Source organism: Labrys wisconsinensis (assembly GCF_030814995.1).
Taxonomy (GTDB): domain Bacteria; phylum Pseudomonadota; class Alphaproteobacteria; order Rhizobiales; family Labraceae; genus Labrys; species Labrys wisconsinensis.
Window position 1 is genome coordinate 615,595 of record NZ_JAUSVX010000001.1, and the last position, 15,765, is coordinate 631,359.

14 protein-coding genes are annotated in these 15,765 nt (G+C 71.2%); 2 read left to right on the forward strand and 12 right to left on the reverse strand.

Annotation, left to right across the window (positions count from 1 at the left end; translation table 11 throughout):
- Positions 1-156: 156 nt before the first annotated feature.
- Positions 157-1,038: a MurR/RpiR family transcriptional regulator gene (locus tag QO011_RS02770; RefSeq protein WP_307267335.1), complete on the reverse strand. Its 882-nt coding sequence runs from the start codon at positions 1,036-1,038 to the stop codon at positions 157-159.
- Positions 1,039-1,112: 74 nt separating this feature from the next.
- Positions 1,113-1,544, reverse strand: a complete 432-nt coding sequence (locus tag QO011_RS02775) for a DUF983 domain-containing protein (RefSeq protein ID WP_307267337.1) — start codon at positions 1,542-1,544, stop codon at positions 1,113-1,115.
- 182 nt (positions 1,545-1,726) lie between these two features.
- Between QO011_RS02775 and QO011_RS02780 the strand changes: the two genes are divergently transcribed.
- Entirely contained in the window at positions 1,727-3,100 is a 1,374-nt protein-coding gene (locus tag QO011_RS02780; RefSeq protein WP_307267340.1) for an aminotransferase-like domain-containing protein, read from the forward strand.
- Positions 3,101-3,141: 41 nt separating this feature from the next.
- On the opposite strand, the gene QO011_RS02785 is transcribed toward QO011_RS02780, so the two are convergent.
- The 5 genes from QO011_RS02785 to QO011_RS02805 form a co-directional block, all read right to left on the reverse strand.
- Positions 3,142-4,326 carry a mandelate racemase/muconate lactonizing enzyme family protein gene (locus QO011_RS02785; protein ID WP_307267343.1) on the reverse strand — a complete coding sequence of 395 codons (1,185 nt, stop codon included), beginning with the start codon at positions 4,324-4,326 and terminating at the stop codon, positions 3,142-3,144.
- A complete protein-coding gene (locus QO011_RS02790; RefSeq protein ID WP_370881888.1) occupies positions 4,323-4,805 on the reverse strand; it encodes a transcriptional repressor in 483 nt (160 codons plus the stop codon). Before QO011_RS02790 ends, QO011_RS02785 begins: the two co-directional genes overlap by 4 nt.
- 362 nt (positions 4,806-5,167) lie before the next feature.
- A complete protein-coding gene (locus tag QO011_RS02795; protein ID WP_307267349.1) occupies positions 5,168-6,445 on the reverse strand; it encodes a glutamate-5-semialdehyde dehydrogenase in 1,278 nt (425 codons plus the stop codon).
- A 78-nt stretch (positions 6,446-6,523) separates the two neighbouring features.
- A complete protein-coding gene (locus QO011_RS02800; protein ID WP_307267353.1) occupies positions 6,524-8,116 on the reverse strand; it encodes a DHA2 family efflux MFS transporter permease subunit in 1,593 nt (530 codons plus the stop codon).
- A 135-nt stretch (positions 8,117-8,251) separates the two neighbouring features.
- Positions 8,252-9,490 (reverse strand): HlyD family secretion protein, encoded by a 1,239-nt coding sequence (locus QO011_RS02805; protein WP_307267356.1) that lies wholly within the window; start codon positions 9,488-9,490, stop codon positions 8,252-8,254.
- 228 nt (positions 9,491-9,718) lie between these two features.
- Here QO011_RS02805 and QO011_RS02810 point away from each other — a divergent pair, with 228 nt between their 5' ends.
- The gene (locus QO011_RS02810) at positions 9,719-10,360 is read left to right on the forward strand and encodes a TetR/AcrR family transcriptional regulator (RefSeq protein ID WP_307267359.1); all 642 of its coding nucleotides are present in this window, start codon (positions 9,719-9,721) and stop codon (positions 10,358-10,360) included.
- Between the two features lie 19 nt (positions 10,361-10,379).
- Here the strand turns inward: QO011_RS02810 and ureG are convergent, their stop codons facing one another.
- The 5 genes from ureG to QO011_RS02835 all read right to left on the reverse strand — a co-directional run bounded on the left by ureG (position 10,380) and on the right by QO011_RS02835 (position 15,750).
- On the reverse strand, positions 10,380-11,015 hold the full coding sequence (gene ureG / locus QO011_RS02815; RefSeq protein WP_307267362.1) for an urease accessory protein UreG: 636 nt from the start codon (positions 11,013-11,015) through the stop codon (positions 10,380-10,382).
- Positions 11,016-11,030: 15 nt separating this feature from the next.
- Positions 11,031-12,584, reverse strand: a complete 1,554-nt coding sequence (locus QO011_RS02820) for a J domain-containing protein (RefSeq protein WP_307267364.1) — start codon at positions 12,582-12,584, stop codon at positions 11,031-11,033.
- Positions 12,585-12,586: 2 nt separating this feature from the next.
- A complete protein-coding gene (locus QO011_RS02825; protein ID WP_307267368.1) occupies positions 12,587-14,275 on the reverse strand; it encodes a molecular chaperone HscC in 1,689 nt (562 codons plus the stop codon).
- Positions 14,276-14,411: 136 nt separating this feature from the next.
- The gene (locus tag QO011_RS02830; RefSeq protein WP_307267371.1) at positions 14,412-15,197 is read right to left on the reverse strand and encodes an urease accessory protein UreF; all 786 of its coding nucleotides are present in this window, start codon (positions 15,195-15,197) and stop codon (positions 14,412-14,414) included.
- On the reverse strand, positions 15,109-15,750 hold the full coding sequence (locus QO011_RS02835; RefSeq protein ID WP_307267374.1) for an urease accessory protein UreE: 642 nt from the start codon (positions 15,748-15,750) through the stop codon (positions 15,109-15,111). Before QO011_RS02835 ends, QO011_RS02830 begins: the two co-directional genes overlap by 89 nt.
- Positions 15,751-15,765: the final 15 nt, after the last annotated feature.

Below are 15,765 nucleotides of genomic sequence, written 5' to 3' on the forward strand. Positions count from 1 at the left end.
CCCGAGGCTGTTGGGCCGAAGGATTCGGCGGCCAGCCACCGCCCACCGCCCGCATCGGCCGACGGGGACGCTAGCACAGCTGACGAAAAATTTACAAGACGAGGATTGTGACGGCGATGTTGTAATTTTCAGCAACATGCCTCTCGCCGGGGCAGCTCAGCCCAGCAGCCTGGCGCGGACCGCCTCGATGGTCTCGAAGCGCGCCCGGGCCACCGCCCATTGCCGGGCGTCGAGGGCGAGCGCCAGCGCCTCGACCAGCGCGACGATGCCGATCAGGCTGTCCCAGGGCGAGGGCACGTTGACGCGGGCCCGGAGCACGATGTCGGCGATCTCGGCCGCGTCCGACATCCACTGGTCGGTGAACAGCGCGACCACCGCCCGGCGCTCCTTCGCCACCTGGGCGGTGCGGATGGTGTCGGCCTGGTAGCGGCGGATGTCGAACAGGATGACCACGTCGCGGCGCTGGATCTCGGCGAGCTCGTCGGCCCGCCGCAGCAGCCCCTGGGAGAGCACCCGCACCTTGCCGCGCATTTTGCGCAGGTGGAACTCGAGATGGCGGGAGGCCGGCTCGGTGAAGTCGCCGCCGAGCAGGAAGACCTGGCGCCGGGCATCGCCGAGGATGTCGGCCAGGCGCTCGATGTCGGCCTCGCTCGCCATGGCGAGCGAGCTCTGCACCGTCTCGGCCAGGCTCTGGCCGAAGGCCGAGAGGGTGGAGGGCGGGCTGCCGACATGGGGACGGGTCAGGGGATTCTCGGCCTGCGCCTCCATCTCCTCGCGCAGGGCGCGGCGGAACTCGGCATAGCCGGCGAAGCCGAGCTTGGCGACGAAGCGCAGGATGGTCGGCGCGCTGACCTTGGCGCGCTCGGCGAACAGCGAGACGGTCTCCATGCCGGTGGTGGGGTAGCGCGCCAGCAGCGCCCGCGCCGCCCGGCGCTCGGCATCGCTGAGCGAGGCCATGCCGGCCACGACGCGGTCGGCCAGGGTCGCCGGGCCGGGATGGGGCCCGGCAAAGACGCCGATCTTCTCGATCTCGTCCATCATCCCCTCCTGGGAGGGGCTCAGGTTACGCGAAGATCGGCCGCCGCAACAATCGGCAAGTTCCGTAATCGGAATTACAGCCCGGCGGCCCCGCTGGGCGCCACCGGCCGGTCCGTTGCCTCCGGCGGCTTCGGCACGGCGAAGCGCCCCTCCTCCGCCTTGTTGATGTACTGGCTCGCCACCAGGATGCCCTTGAACGGACGCAGGATCGGGATGCAGGCGGCGAGCAGGAACGGCAGCGTCGTGACCAGATGCACCCAGAAGGGCGGCGCATAGGTCAATTCGATCCACATGCCGAAGCCGGTGACCGGAAAGGCCATGGTCATCATCACGAAGAAGGCCGGCCCGTCCGCCGGGTCGGCGAAGGTATAATCGAGCCCGCAGGCCGCGCAGCGCGGCGCCAGCTTCAGGAAGCCGTCGAAGAGCTTGCCGCGCCCGCAGCGCGGACAGGCCCCGCGCAGCCCGACCCCGATGATCGATTGCGCGGCTGCTGACTGCATCTCCATCTCGTCACCTCGCCTCGTTTCCACCGGACCACCGTTTGTATGCATTGCAAATCCATACAAATCAGCCTACATTGAGGTTGCCCTGGACTTGGCTCTCCAAGGTCGCAACGGCGATCCCGCCTGCGCATTCATGTAGTATTGTATGCATACAAATGCAAGATAAAGAATCCCCTCTGAGCTGGATGCCGGTCCTGCGCGCGGGCGTCCCGCGCTATCTCGCCATCGCGCAGGCTTTGGCGGAGGACATTCGCGCCGGCCGCCTGGCTCCGGGCGCCCAGCTTCCGCCGCAGCGCGCCCTGGCCGAGGCTCTGGACGTGGACCTCACCACCGTGACCCGGGCCTTCGGCGAGGCCCGCCGCCAGGGGCTGGTGGAGGGCACCACCCGGCGCGGCAGCTTCGTGCGCCTGCCGGGCACGCCGCGCTATGCCGAGCCGTCCCTCGCGGCGCCGCCGGTCGTCGACCTCAGCATGAACATGCCGCCGCAGCCCGCCGACGGATTCCTGCGCGAGGCGATCCGCGACGGTCTCGACGCCCTGCTGGGCTCGCCCGCCGGCCTCCTCACGATGCACTACCAGGACAATGCCGGCGCGCCGGCCGACCGGGCGGCCGGCGCCCGCTTCCTCGCCGAACGCCTGGACGGGCCGCCGGTCGACCGGCTGGTGGTGATGCCGGGCGCCCAGGCCGCCCTCGCCGCCGTGCTGTCGGTGGCGCTGGCGCCGGGCGAGGTGCTGGCGACCGGCGCCGTCGCCTATCCCGGCGTGCGCGCGGCGGCGGCCCGCTGCGGCCTCCGCCTCGCCGGGGTGGCGCTCGACGAGCACGGGCTGATCCCGGCGGCGCTGGAGGAGGTCTGCGCCCGCACCGGCGCGCGGGCCGTCTATGTCGTGCCGACCATCGACAACCCGACCACGGCGACCCTGCCGCTCCGGCGCCGGGAGGAGCTCGCCGCGCTCGCCCGCCGCCGGGACCTCGCCATCGTCGAGGACGACGCCTATGGCGCGCTGCCGCTCGCGACCCCGCCGGCGCTCGCCGCGCTGGCGCCGGACCGGACCTGGCACATCGCCACCCTGTCGAAATGCGCCACCCCGGCGCTGCGTATCGCCTATGCCGTGGCGCCGGATGTCGCCGGGGCGCTGCGCCTCGCCGCCGATGTGCGGGCGACCAGCCTGATGGCGCCGCCGCTGATGGCGGGGCTCGCGACCCGCTGGATCGAGGACGGCACGCTCGCCGCGCTCACCGCCGCGATCCGGCGCGAGAGCGCCGCCCGCCAGGCGATCGCGGCGCAGGTGCTGCAGGGCCTCAGCTTCGCCGCCCACCCCGAGGGCCATCATCTCTGGCTCGCCCTGCCGGACGGCTGGCGCCACGGCGACGTCGGCGCCGACGCGCGCCGCGCCGGGCTCTCCGTGGTCGGCAGCGACGCCTTCGCCATCTCCGAGATCCCGAAGGCGGTGCGCATCTCGCTCGGCGCGCCCTCGACGCGCGCCGCGCTGGAGCGCGGCCTCACCGTGCTGGCGGCCGTGCTCTCCGGCCCGCCCCAGGCGGTCGCCGGCATCGTCTGAGCACCGGATGCCGGTCAATCAGCCGGCAAATAATCATCGCCTCAAGCTAGCGGCAGGCGGCGATAGATGCCGGGCGCGGCGGGGTCGTGATACTTGTTCATCGGCCCGTTCTCGACGAAATCGCGATGGCAGCGGGCCAGCCGCTCGCGTGACAGGGTGACGCCGAGGCCGGGGCCTTCGGGCACGCGGACCGTGTTGTTGCGCGGGCTGAACGGCCCTTCCTCGATGACGTCGGTCGTCTGCATGCGAAACAGCGACTGGTTCGGCTCGCGGATCCAGCCGAGGGCGGCACTGAGATGCAGGTAGGCGGCGCTGCCGACGCCGCTGTCGCCGCTGTAGCACCAGAAATCGAGGCCCGCATGCTCGCAGGCACCGACGAAGCGCACCAGCCGGCCGATGCCGCCGAGCACGGCGGGATTGCCGCAGATCGCGTCGGGGACCTTGCGCACCATCGCCCGGGCGATGTTGACGTCATGGGTGGAGAACGGGATCGAGCAGTGGCGCCGGAGCTCGACCATCTCGTCGGCGGTCGCCACCGGGTCTTCCCAGTTGCGCACGCCGAGCGCCTCCAGCGGGCGCACCAGCCGCCGCGCCGTGGCGAGCGAATAGGCCTGGTTGGAATCGATGCGCAGCATCACCTTTTCGCCCAGGCGCTCGCGGATCAGCTCCAGCATGCGCAGCGAGATCATGGGATCGGCGGTGGAGAACTTGCCTTCGAAGAAGGTGGTGCCGTGGGTCTCGTGGAGCGCCACGCAATAGTCGGCGACCGCTTCCGGCGTCCGCTCGCCGCGCACCCCGGGACCGTCGCCGCGCAACGAGAAATAGTCGGTGAACGGGATATCCCGTCGCACCGCTCCGCCGAGCACCTGGTAGAGTGGCAGGTTCCAGGCCTTGCCCCTCAAGTCCCACAGCGCCATCTCGATCGCGCCGAAGGCCGTGATCCCGGCCTGGTCGTTGATGCTCTGCACGCCCCGCCAGAACGGCAGGCAGACGTGCTCCGCGCCGGCGATGTCGAAGGCGTCGCGGCCGATCAGGGCCGGAGCGAGCCGATCGCGGATGATCGCCGCCGCCTGGGGCGAGGGCGCTTCGCCGAGGCCGACGAGCCCGTCCTCGGTCTCCACCTCGACGATGGTGACGGAAAAGCCCGGCAGCTCGCCGAAAACCCAGACATAGGGTGCTTCCAGCGGCAGGTTGACCGGCGTCGCCGTGATGCGGCGGATCTTCATGCCGCCCGCTTCGCCCGGCAATGGGCGCATTCGCCGGCGATCTCGATCACCTGGGCGCGGGGATGGAAGCCGGCCGCCGTCGCGGCCTTGGCCAGCGCCGTGCCGACGCTGTCCGACACCGCCTCGCCCACCGCCCCGCAGCTCTCGCAGATCAGGAACATCACCACGCCGCCGCCCTGATGGTCGTGGACGCAGGCGATGAAGGCGTTCTTGCTCTCGATGCGGTGGGCCAGGCGCTGCTCGAGCAGGAAGTCGAGGGCGCGGTAGACGGTGATCGGCGCCGGGCGCCGGCCCTCGGCGTCCTCCAGCCGCTCGATCAGCTCATAGGCGCCGATCGGCGCATGGGTGGCGGCCAGCGCCTCCAGCACCTGCCGGCGGATCGGCGTCAGCCGCGCCCCGCTGGCGGCGCACAGCTTCTCCGCCCGGGCGAGCGTCGCCTCGGCACAATGGGCATGGTCGTGCTCCGGCGCTGCGAACACCGGGGCCTCGGCGGACCGGTCGTGGGGATGGCTGTGTCCCATGGCGCGAATGTAGCAACGCCCCCGCCTCGGCGCCAGTTGCAGGAGCAGACCGGCCCTCTATAATGATGCGAGGAGGAACGATAAATGCCACTTGTCGTTGCAATTCCTCTCGGCATCCTCTGCGGGCTTGCGCTACTGGGCGGCGTCTTCGCGCTCGTCAGCTGGTCGGTATCCCGGCCCTCGCGGAGAAGACGTTGGCTCGCTCCGCGGTCAGGGATCGCCGATAAAGGTGTCCACGAGGAGACAGCGCTCGGCACCGATTCCCGCGGCCCGGTCGAGCCTTCGACCAGCCATTCCATCGGCCACCACAGCTGGTAGCGCTACGGCCGCACGGTCCCCTGCCCCCGCACCCGATACTTGAACGAGCAGAGCTGCTCGACGCCGACCGGGCCGCGCGCGTGCATGCGGCCGGTGGCGATGCCGATCTCGCCGCCGAAACCGAACTCGCCGCCGTCGGCGAACTGGGTCGAGGCGTTGTGCAGCACGATGGCCGAGTCGACTTCGGCGAGGAAGCGCGCCGCCGCCGCCGCGTCGTCGGTGACGATGGCGTCGGTGTGGTGCGAGCCCCAGTGCTCGATATGGTCGATGGCCTCGTCCAGCCCGTCGACCAGCTTCACCGCGATGATGGCGTCGAGATATTCGGTCGACCAGTCCGCCTCGGTGGCCGGCTTCACCCTGACGTCCACGGCCTCGGCCGCGGCATCGCCGCGCACCTCGCAGCCCGCCTCCAGCAACGCCGTCACCAGCGGCGCGAGATGGGTGGCGGCGAGCGCCCGGTCGACCAGCAGCGTCTCGGTGGCGCCGCACACGCCGGTGCGGCGCATCTTGGCGTTGACCACCAGCGTCTTCGCCATGGCGAGATCGGCGGGGCCGTGCACATAGGTGTGCACCAGCCCGTCGAGATGGGCGAAGACCGGCACGCGCGCCTCCTCCTGCACCCGTGCCACCAGGCTGCGGCCGCCGCGCGGCACGATCACGTCGAGATTGCCGTCGAGCCCGGCCAGCATGGCGCCGACCGCGGCGCGGTCGCGCGTCGGCACCACCTGCAGCGCCGCCTCCGGCAGCCCTCCTGCGCGCAACCCGTCCCGCAAGGCCTCGGCGATGACGGCGCAGGTGCGCAGGCTCTCCGAGCCGCCGCGCAGGATGGCGGCGTTGCCGGCCTTGAGGCAGAGCGCAGCGGCGTCAGCGCAGACGTTCGGCCGGCTCTCGAAGATGACGCCGACGACGCCGAGCGGCGTGGCGACGCGCTCGAAGGCGAGGCCGTTGGGCCGCGTCCACTGCGCCAGCACCCGGCCGACCGGATCGGGCAGACCGGCGATGGCGTCGACGCCATCGGCCATGGCCTCGACGCGGGCCGGCGTCAGCGTCAGCCGGTCGCGGAAGGCCGGCGTCAGGTCTCCGGCGGCGGCGACGTCCTCGGCATTGGCGGCGAGGATGGCGGCCGCGCGGGCCCGCAGCGCCACGGCCATGGCCCTGAGCGCGGCGGTCTTGGCCGTATCCGGCGCGAGCGCCAGCGGTCGGGCGGCCGCGCGCGCCTCACGGCCGATCCGCGCCATCATGGCGGCGACGTCGTCGATGCTGCGGCTGTCGTCGGGCATCCCGCTGGTTCCCTGCGAAGGATCGAAGCGCTGGTTACGCCCTCGGCCGTGCCGGCGCAAGATTTTCGGGGTGGGCCCTCAGTGCCCGCCGCCGCCACCGCCGCCCGCCATCTGCGGCCGGCGGACCAGGAAGGCGCCGAAGCCCAGCGAGACGAACAGCATCGTCAGGATCAGGAACACGTCGGCGAAGCTCATCACCAGCGCCTCGCGCCGCAGCATGCCGACCATCTGGCTGGTCGCCATCGCCTCGGCGCTGGCGCCGAAGGTGGAGAGGCCCTGCCGGATGTTGTCGAGCGTCTCCAGCGCCGTCTCGCTGCCCCAATGCACGCTCTCGCGCAGGCGCTGCAGGTGCAGGTCGTCGCGGTGGTTCAGCACCGTGTTGATCACCGCGAGGCCCACGGCGCCGCCGAGGTTACGCGTCAGGTTGAACAGGCCCGAGGCGTTCTTGATGCGCTGGGGCGGCAGCGTGCCGAGGGCGATGTTGGTGATCGGCACCATGCAGGTCATCAGCGACACGCCGCGCAGGACCTGCGGCACCAGGATCTCCCAGAAGTCCCAGTCATGGGTGATGCCGGACATGATCCAGGTGCCGGCGCCGAAGCCGACGAAGCCGGCGAACAGCATCACCCGCGGATCGAGAATGCGCATGAGGTTGCCGGCGATCGGCGCGGTGAAGAACATGCACAGGCCGGTGACGAACATGGTCTCGCCGATCATCAGCGAATCATAGCCGCGCACCCGCCCGAGATAGACCGGGAAGAGATAGGTCAGGCCGTAGAGGCCGATGCCCATGACGAAGGAGAACAGCGAGCCGGTGGCGAAGTTGCGGTCCTTGAAGGCGCGCAGATCGACGATCGGCTCCTTCACCGTGAAGGCCCGCCAGAAGAACACCACGGCGCCGACCGCCGAGGCGATCGCCATCACCAGCACCGCCTGGTCGTCGAACCAGTCGTTGGTCGGCCCCTCCTCCAGCACATATTCCAGGCTGCCGAGGAAGGTGCCCATGGAGATCAGGCCCCACCAGTCGAAATGGTCGAACAGGGCGAGGTCCGGCTCGTCGAAGTCGATCATGCTCACCGCCATCAGCGTGACGACGATGCCGGGGCCGACATTGATGAAGAACAGCCAGTGCCAGGACAGGAGCTGGGTGAGGTAGCCGCCGACGGTCGGGCCGATGGTCGGGGCGAGCGTCGCCACCAGGCCGATCAAGGGCGAGACGATCGGCTGCTTGGAGCGCGGGAAGATGGTGAAGGCCGAGGCGAACACCGTCGGGATCATGCCGCCGCCGATGAAGCCCTGCAGCGCCCGGTAGACGATCATCTGGTCGATCGAGGTCGCCGTGCCGCACAGGAAGCTCATCACCGTGAAGCCGCCGGCCGAGATGGCGAACATCCAGCGCGTCGAGATCACCCGCGACAGGAAGCCCGACAGCGGGATCATGATCACTTCGGCGATGAGATAGGCGGTCTGCACCCAGGGGATCTCGTCCGCCGAGGCGCCGAGGCCGGCCTGGATCTCGGAGAGCGAGGCCGAGACGATCTGGATGTCCAGGATCGCCATGAACATGCCGAACACCATGCCGAGGAAGGCGATCAGCTTGCGCTTGTCGATCGCCTCCTCGGCCGGACGGGGGACCGGCACGGCGCCGGCGGTGGCGGTTGCGGAGGCCATCGCGGCCATCCTTTCTGATCGGATGCGGGCAGTGCGCGGTCCAGGTTCAACGCAGGCCGTTCGTCATGGGGGGCCTTGATCCGCCCATGACGCCGGTGTCGCGGCGGCACGCAACAGGTGCGCCGCAGCGGTTCCTCAGTCCTTCGGGCCGGTGCGGGTGTCGATATAGGTGACGACCGACAGGCCCGGACGCAGCAGGTCGAGGGCGGCGACGTCGGCCGGCACCGCGATCCGCACCGGCAGGCGCTGGGTGATCTTGGTGAAGTTGCCGGTGGCGTTCTCCGGCGGCAGCAGGCTGAAGGTCGAGCCCGAGGCGGCCGCGAGGCTCTCGACCGTGCCCTCGAAGGTGCGGCTCCTCACCGCATCGACCTCGATCTCGACCTTCTGGCCGGGCCGGATGTCGGAGAGCTGGGTCTCCTTGTAGTTGGCGGCGATGTAGACGCTCTGCAGCGGCACCAGGGCCATCAGCCGCGAGCCCGGGGCCACGTACTGGCCGGGCTGGGCGGCACGATTGCCGATGACGCCGTCGGAGGGCGCGCGGATCACCGTGGCGTCGAGGTCGCTCTGCGCCTTGTTCACCGCGGTGTCGAGCTCCTTGGCCACCTGCTCGGCCTCGGTCTTCTGCGCCTCGATCACCGTGAGGTTGGCCTGCGCCGAGGTCAGGGCAGCCTCGGCGCTGACGATCGCGGCCGCGCTCTGGTCGCGGTCGGCGATCGCCTGGTCGAGCGTCGCCTTGGATCCGAAGTTCTGCTGGGCCAGCGCCTTGGCCCGATCATAGGCGGAGAGGGCTCGCACCGAAGCGGCCTGCGCCGAGGAGATGCCGGCCTTGGCGCTGTCGATCTGCGCATCCTGGGCGAGGATCTGCTGCTGGATGCGGGCGATCGTCGCCCCTTGCGTGTTGCGCTTGGCCTTGGCCGCGTCGAGCGCCAGGCGATAGTCGGTGTCGTCGAGGGTGGCGACGACGTCGCCCGCCTTGACGTGGTCGCCGTCCTTGACCGGGACGGTGGCGACATAGCCCGACACCTTGACGCCGAGCGTGGAGACGTCGGCCTGCACATAGGCATCGTCCGTGGAGACGATGAAGCGGCCGTTGATCCACCAATTGTAGCCGTACCAGCCGGCACCGCCGAGCACCGCGACCAGCAGCACGGGCAGCACCCGGCGGGCGCCCGAGCGCTTCTTGGCCGGCGGCGCGGCCGCCGGCGCCTCGGCGGCCGGCGCCTCCGCCGTGCGCTTGGCGGCGGGCTCGTGGACCGGCGACGGCTTGCCCTCGCCGGGCTTCACGTCGGGATTGCGGCTCTCGCCGCGGGGGCGGTCGAGCAGCACGATGTTGCTCTCGTCGGTCGGTTCGGCTGCGTCGCGGACGGGATCCATCACGGCATCTCCATCGCCGCGTCCCGCCCCCGCGGTGCGGCGGGCAGCACGCGACTTACAAAAGTGAAGGCGATGGCCGCTCGCGACGGCCATCGCCCACAGCACCGTCCGCGATCCCGACCGGAGGGGAGGTCGTCGGGATCGAACCGAACGGTTCAGTCAGTGACCGCTTGACTAGCACCAACGGTTCCGGTAGGCAAGAGCGAACTGAACCGTTCGGTCAATAAAATGAGCACCGCCGCCCATCCCGTTCTCGCCGCCGATCCGGGCCTCGACAGCGCCAAGCGCCGGCAGATCCTGGATGGTGCCCGCCGCATCTTCCTGGCCCAGGGCTTCGAGGGCGCGAGCATGAACGACATCGCCAAGGCGGCGGCGGTCTCCAAGGGCACGCTCTACGTCTATTTCGAGAACAAGGAGCGCCTGTTCGCCGCCATCGTGGCGGAGGAGCGTCACGCGCACGTCACCGAGATCTTCGCCATCGACCACGGCGATCCCGACATCGAGGGCGTGCTGACCCGCGTCGGCACCCAGCTCGCCGAGTTCCTGGCCAATCCGCGCATCCTCTCCACCATGCGCGTGGTGATGGGCATCTCCGAGCGCATGCCCGATCTCGGCCAGGAGTTCTACGAGAACGGCCCCTGCTTCAGCCGCGGGCGTCTGGCCGCCTATCTCGACGCCCGGGTGGCCGCAGGCCAGCTCGACATTCCCGACACGATGCTGGCGGCCTCGCAGTTCCTGGAGCTGTCGCACTCGCCGGTGATCAAGCCGATGTTCTTCGGCTCGAACGTGCGGCCGACGCCGGAGCGCATCCGCACCGTCGTCGCCTCGGCCCTGCACATGTTCATGGCCGCCTACGGCCGCAAGTCCTGAGCCGCGGCCGGCCGGTTGCTCAGGCCGCCAGGCCGCCGCGCCTGACGATGAAGGCCTCGACGGCCTCCACCCCTTCCCCGGCCCGGACATTGGTGAAGAGGTAGGGCCGGTCCCGCCGCATCATCTTGGAATCGCGGTCCATCACCTCCAGGCTCGCGCCGACATGCGGGGCGAGGTCGATCTTGTTGATCACCAGGAGGTCGGAGCGGGTCACGCCCGGCCCGCCCTTGCGCGGGATCTTGTCGCCGGCGGAGACGTCGATGACGTAGATCGTCAGGTCCGCCAGCTCCGGCGAGAACGAGGCGGCGAGGTTGTCGCCGCCCGATTCGATCAGGATGACGTCGAGGTCCGGGAAGCGCCGGGTCATGTCGGCCACGGCGGCGAGGTTGGCCGAGGCGTCCTCGCGGATGGCGGTGTGCGGACAGCCGCCGGTCTCCACGCCCATGATGCGCTCGGGCGCCAGCGCCCCGGAGCGGGTGAGGAACTCGGCATCCTCCTTGGTGTAGATGTCGTTGGTGATGGCGGCGATGTCGTAGCGCTCGCGCAGCCGCTTGCACAGCGCGTCGACCAGCGCGGTCTTGCCGGAGCCCACCGGCCCGCCGACACCCACGCGCAGCGGGCCGTGCTTGGATTTGAAGGATGCGGTCTGCGCCATGGTCCGTTGCTGCCTTCACTGCCCGGCAATGTGCCGGATCAACACGATGACGATGATCACGATCAGCATGATCACGAAGGTGAGCCGGCGCTCGGCCGCCGTTCGCACCCGTCGCTGCTTCGTCCGCGCAAGATAGGCCGAGCGCTGCTCGCGATTCGAGAAGAATCTGCGGTCGGCGGCGCGAAGCCGCCGGTATCCCGACCAGATCAGGCCGCGATAGCCGAAGGCGCCGAACCAGGCGTGCAGGCCGAGGAAGGCGGCGCCGACCAGCCAGAACGGCAGGCTCGCCCAGGCCTCCGGCAGGATCGAGGCCAGGCCCGTCGCGCCGGCGGGGAGCACCACCCAGGCCGCGAGCCACAGCCCGGCAAAGCCCCAGTGCCGGTAGCGCAGGGCCACGAGCGGCGCGAGGATGAAGGCCCGCCAGCTCCAGCTGGCGGGCCAGCGCCCCGTCGCATGCGCCCGCCCGAGCAGGCGCTGGAGCCAGTCCGCCTGCGCGCCGAGCAGCGGCGCCGCGTCGGCGGGCGCGATCACCGGCAGGCCGCGGCCGTCGCGGCGGGAGGGAAGGCCGCCCGCCCGGGCCCGGCGCGCCTGCAGCGCCAGGGACAGATGCCATTTGAACTGGTCGGCGGCGGCGAGATAGGACCAGGCGGCGTAGATGGCGCGGTCGCTCGTGCTCCAGCCGAACTCGTCGTCGAAGGCACAGACGAGATTGAGCAGCGCCGCGTTGCGGTGGAAGGCGTCGGGGTCGGGCAAAGGCTCGCCGCCCAGCCAGTGGATCGGCTCGGTCCAGCGCGGCGCCCGGGTGCGGGTCGCGGCCGTCTCGAGAATGCGGCCGAGCGCCCGCAGCAGGGCCGGCTCGAGCGCCTGGCGCGCTGCGAGCGGCAGATGGCCGAGCCCGTTCAACAGGTCGCGCCAGGCCGCGATGTCGGGCCGTTCGGGCGGCGTGTCGGCCAGACGCTGCAGCTCGGCGGCGAGCTCGGCCTCGTCGACCAGCGGCCATGCCTCCAGGACGCCGGAATCGGGCTCGTCGGCCGGGAGCTCGACATGGGCCGGCGCATCGGGTGGCCGGATGTCGTCCGGCTCCAGCGCCACATGCCGGCGCGGCCGTACCGGCGGCGCCCGATCGGGCGGGAGCTCGATATGGGCCGGCGGATCGGACGGCTCGTCCTCGTCCAGCTCCAGCGCCACGTGCGGGCGCGGCCGCACCGGCGGTGCCCGATCGAGCCCGAGCTCGACATGGACCCGCGGCGCCCGTTCCAGCGCCTCGTCCGGCGCGAGCTCGACATGCTCTACCGCGCCGCCGCCGAGGTCGAGAGCCTCGTCGGTGGACGGCCCCGGCTCCACCGTGAGCGTCGCCATGTCGAGCGCCCGCAGGCCGACCATGCTCGCCGCCTCGTCCGCCCGCCGCTGCGCGTGGTCGAGCGCCGCCCCCCGCGCCGCGACCAGCGCCTGGAAGGCAGCGGGATCCTCGTCCGGCCGGGTCACCTTCAGCTTGCGCGCATAGGCACGGCGGATCTCGCCGATGTCGGCGTCGCGGCCGATGCCGAGCAGTGCCCAGGGATCGGCCATGGCTACCAGTCGAGCCCGCGCGGCTCGAAGGCATCGAGCGCGCGGGCGAAGGCAGCGCGCACCGCCTCGACGTCCTTCAGCCTGTCGCCGGCGATCTCGTGCTCGAAGCGCTGCAGCAGATCGCGCACCGCCTCGCGCTGCTCGCCGAGATTTTCGGCATAGAGCCGCTCGGCCCGGGCGATCAGCGTCCGGTTCTCCAGCCGCTCGCGCGGATGGAGCTTGATCGAGGCCAGCGCGGCGAAGCGGGTCTCCAGATCCTCCTGCGACAGCCCGGCATTGTTGCGGAAGATCTCGCGGCGCCGGATGTTGGTCGACAGCACGGTCACCTCGACCTCCAGGGCCCCGTTGATGTCGTAGGTGAAGCGCACGTCGACCGATTCCCGCCCGGCCGGCCCGGGCGGCACCGGCACCTCCAGCGTCCCGACATGGACATTGTCGTGCGGCCGCAGATTCTCCCCCTGATAGACCTCGACCTTGATGGCGCGCTGGTTGTCGCGCAGCGTGCTGTAGCTGTTGGAGCGCGAGATCGGCACGATGGCGTTGCGCTGGATCAGCGGCGAGATGTGCTGCTGCTCGCTGTTGCGGTCCGGGGCGACGGCGATGCCGAGCGTGTGCGGGCACACGTCGGTCATGACCACGTCCTCGAGCGCGGCAGCGCGCCCGACCAGGCCGGCCTGGACCGCGGCGCCGAGGGCGACCGTGGTGTCCGGGTCGACATGGACGAAGGGCAGCCGCCCGAACAGCCGCGCCACCAGCGAGCGCACCATCGGCATGCGGGTCGCCCCGCCGACCAGGATCACCGCGTCGAGCTCGGCCGGAGCGAGGCGCGAATCGGCGATCGCCCGCTCGACCGGAGCGCGCAGGCGCCGGAGCAGGCCCTCGCACAGGCGCTCGAAGGTCTCGCGCGTCAGCTCGCCGGTCAGCGGGCCGCGCTCGAGGGCGATGGCATAGGTCGCCGCCTGCTCCGCGGTCATGGCGAGCTTCAGCGCCTCGGCGCTGCGGCGCAGCAGCGCCGCCTCGCCCGGGGAGAGGCGCCCGGCGTCCAGGCGATGGCCGGCGAGGATGTGCTGCTCGATCGCCAGGGTGAAGTCGTTGCCGCCGAGCTGGGTGTCGCCGGTGGTGGCGCGCACCTCCATCACGCCCTCGTATTTGTCGAGGATGGAGACGTCGAAGGTGCCGCCGCCGAGGTCGAACACCAGGTACTTGCCCTCGCCCGCCTCGCCGAGCCCGTAGGCCAGCGCCGCGGCGGTGGGCTCGTTGACCACGCGCTTCACCGAAAGGCCGGCGAGGTGGCCGGCATCCATGGTGGCCTTGCGCTGGTGCACGTTGAAATAGGCCGGCACCGAGATGATCGCCTCCTCGACGCTCTCGCCGAGATGGGCCTCGGCGTCGGCCTTGAGCGAGCGCAGCACGAAGGCCGACAGCTCCTCCGGCCGGAAGCCGGTGCGGCCGAGCCGCGTGACATGGGCCGTGCCCATGAAGCGCTTGAAGGCGGCGACGCTGCGGTCCGGATGGGTCAGCAGCCGCTCGCGCGCCGGCCGCCCGACCAGCATGGTGCCGTCGTCGTCGACGCCGACCACGGAGGGCGTCAGCATCTCGCCATGGACATTGGGGATCAGCCGCGGCTTGCCGTCGGCGAAGACCGACACCAGCGAATTGGTCGTGCCGAGGTCGATTCCGAGGATGGCCATTGCGGGTTTCCTGCGATGACGCGCCGCCGTCAGCCTCACTCTGAGCCATGGCCGAAGTGCGGCCGGTTCCGGGTGGAACAGCCGGCCCGCATGGATGCAATGCCGGGCGCCGGCCCGCAAGTCCGATTCGCTCCCCTCAGGAGCGGAACAGGCGCGTCGCCTGCGTCTCGTGGCGCATGGAGGCGATGTCGGCGCGCAGGGCGCAGCCGCCGAGCTCGCCGAGCCCGGCCGCCGCCGCCCCGGGAGCGAGGCGGCGGATCAGCGGCTCCAGCGCCGCCATCACCCGGAGCCCGTCGCTCTGGCCGATCGGCGCCAGGCGGATGGCGGCCGAGACCAGGTTGGCGGCAAAGCCGGTCATGGCCGCCGCGATCACCGCCTCGCGCCCGAGGCCCTCGCCCGCCGCAGCGACGCCGATCGCCACCGGCAGAGCGATCGGCCCGTCCCAGGCGGCGCGCAGGCGGGCGCAGGCGGCGTTCGGCCAGGCGGTCTCGACCGCGCGCAGGAAGGCTTCGCCCTGCACGGTCGATTCGAGCCGGCGCTCGCGCGAGGGCTGCAGCGCCGCGGCCAGCTCGGCCACCGCCACGAGCGCCGCGTCGTCGGCGCCGCGGGCCGCATCATGCGCCGCGGCGATCAGCACCGCGTCGGTCCAGCCGGCGCCATGGGCCAGCACGGCGCCGATCCAGGCTTCCAGCGTGGCGCGGTCGGCGACGTCGCCGATCTCCACCGCCCATTCCAGGCCGTGCGAGAAGCCGAAGGCGCCGGTCGGGAAGGACGGCGAGAACCAGAGGAGCAGCCGCGCCGCCTCGGCGCTCGCCAGCATCGGCCGATCCCGATCAGGCGTGATCGTGGCCATGCTTGTGGCCGTGACCGTGCTCATGGTCGTGACCATGGTCGTGGCCGCAGGCGCCGTGATCGTGGTCATGGCCGTGATCGTGGCCGCGGTGCTCGTGATGGTCATGGTCGTGGTGCGCATGGCCATGGTCGTGGCCGTGCGCGTGCCCGTGATCGCCGTGCGCGTGATGGCCATGATCATGCGCATGGCCGTGCTCGTAGGCCCCGCCCTCCGGCTGGAACGGGCCGTCGATCTCCGCCACCTTGGCGCCGAGGCCGGTCAGCATGTCCGATATGACGTGGTCGCGCCGGATGCGCAGCCATTTCGGGCCGATCTCGGTTTCGAGATGCCGGTTGCCGAGATGCCAGGCGAGCCGCAGCGTGTGCAGCGGATCGCGCCCGCGCACCTCCAGGAGCTCCTCGGCCTCGGCGACGATCTCGATCAGCCGGCCGTCCTCCAGCGCATAGGCGTCGCCATGGCCGAGCGCCGGCGCCTCGGCGAGGTCGACCAGCACCTCCAGCCCGCCCAGCGTCGTCACCGTGCCGCGGCGGCGGCGGCGATCCTCGAAGCTGAGCACGACGCTGTCGGCGAAGGGACGCCCGCCGACGGCGGCCGCGGGAACGAAGGCATGGGCGTGGAGCATGACGGCACCGGCACG

Bases quoted from the DNA above. Each gene is read 5' to 3' on its own strand.
- QO011_RS02780 (WP_307267340.1), top strand. From the start codon at position 1,727: ATGCCGGTCCTGCGCGCGGGCGTCCCGCGCTATCTCGCCATCGCGCAG.
- QO011_RS02810 (WP_307267359.1), top strand. From the start codon at position 9,719: ATGAGCACCGCCGCCCATCCCGTTCTCGCCGCCGATCCGGGCCTCGAC.
- QO011_RS02800 (WP_307267353.1), bottom strand. From the start codon at position 8,116: ATGGCCTCCGCAACCGCCACCGCCGGCGCCGTGCCGGTCCCCCGTCCG.
- QO011_RS02805 (WP_307267356.1), bottom strand. From the start codon at position 9,490: ATGGATCCCGTCCGCGACGCAGCCGAACCGACCGACGAGAGCAACATC.
- QO011_RS02820 (WP_307267364.1), bottom strand. From the start codon at position 12,584: ATGGCCGATCCCTGGGCACTGCTCGGCATCGGCCGCGACGCCGACATC.
- QO011_RS02835 (WP_307267374.1), bottom strand. From the start codon at position 15,750: ATGCTCCACGCCCATGCCTTCGTTCCCGCGGCCGCCGTCGGCGGGCGT.
- QO011_RS02825 (WP_307267368.1), bottom strand. From the start codon at position 14,275: ATGGCCATCCTCGGAATCGACCTCGGCACGACCAATTCGCTGGTGTCG.
- ureG (WP_307267362.1), bottom strand. From the start codon at position 11,015: ATGGCGCAGACCGCATCCTTCAAATCCAAGCACGGCCCGCTGCGCGTG.
- QO011_RS02770 (WP_307267335.1), bottom strand. From the start codon at position 1,038: ATGGACGAGATCGAGAAGATCGGCGTCTTTGCCGGGCCCCATCCCGGC.
- QO011_RS02830 (WP_307267371.1), bottom strand. From the start codon at position 15,197: ATGACCACGATCACGGCGCCTGCGGCCACGACCATGGTCACGACCATG.
- QO011_RS02775 (WP_307267337.1), bottom strand. From the start codon at position 1,544: ATGGAGATGCAGTCAGCAGCCGCGCAATCGATCATCGGGGTCGGGCTG.
- QO011_RS02785 (WP_307267343.1), bottom strand. From the start codon at position 4,326: ATGAAGATCCGCCGCATCACGGCGACGCCGGTCAACCTGCCGCTGGAA.
- QO011_RS02795 (WP_307267349.1), bottom strand. From the start codon at position 6,445: ATGCCCGACGACAGCCGCAGCATCGACGACGTCGCCGCCATGATGGCG.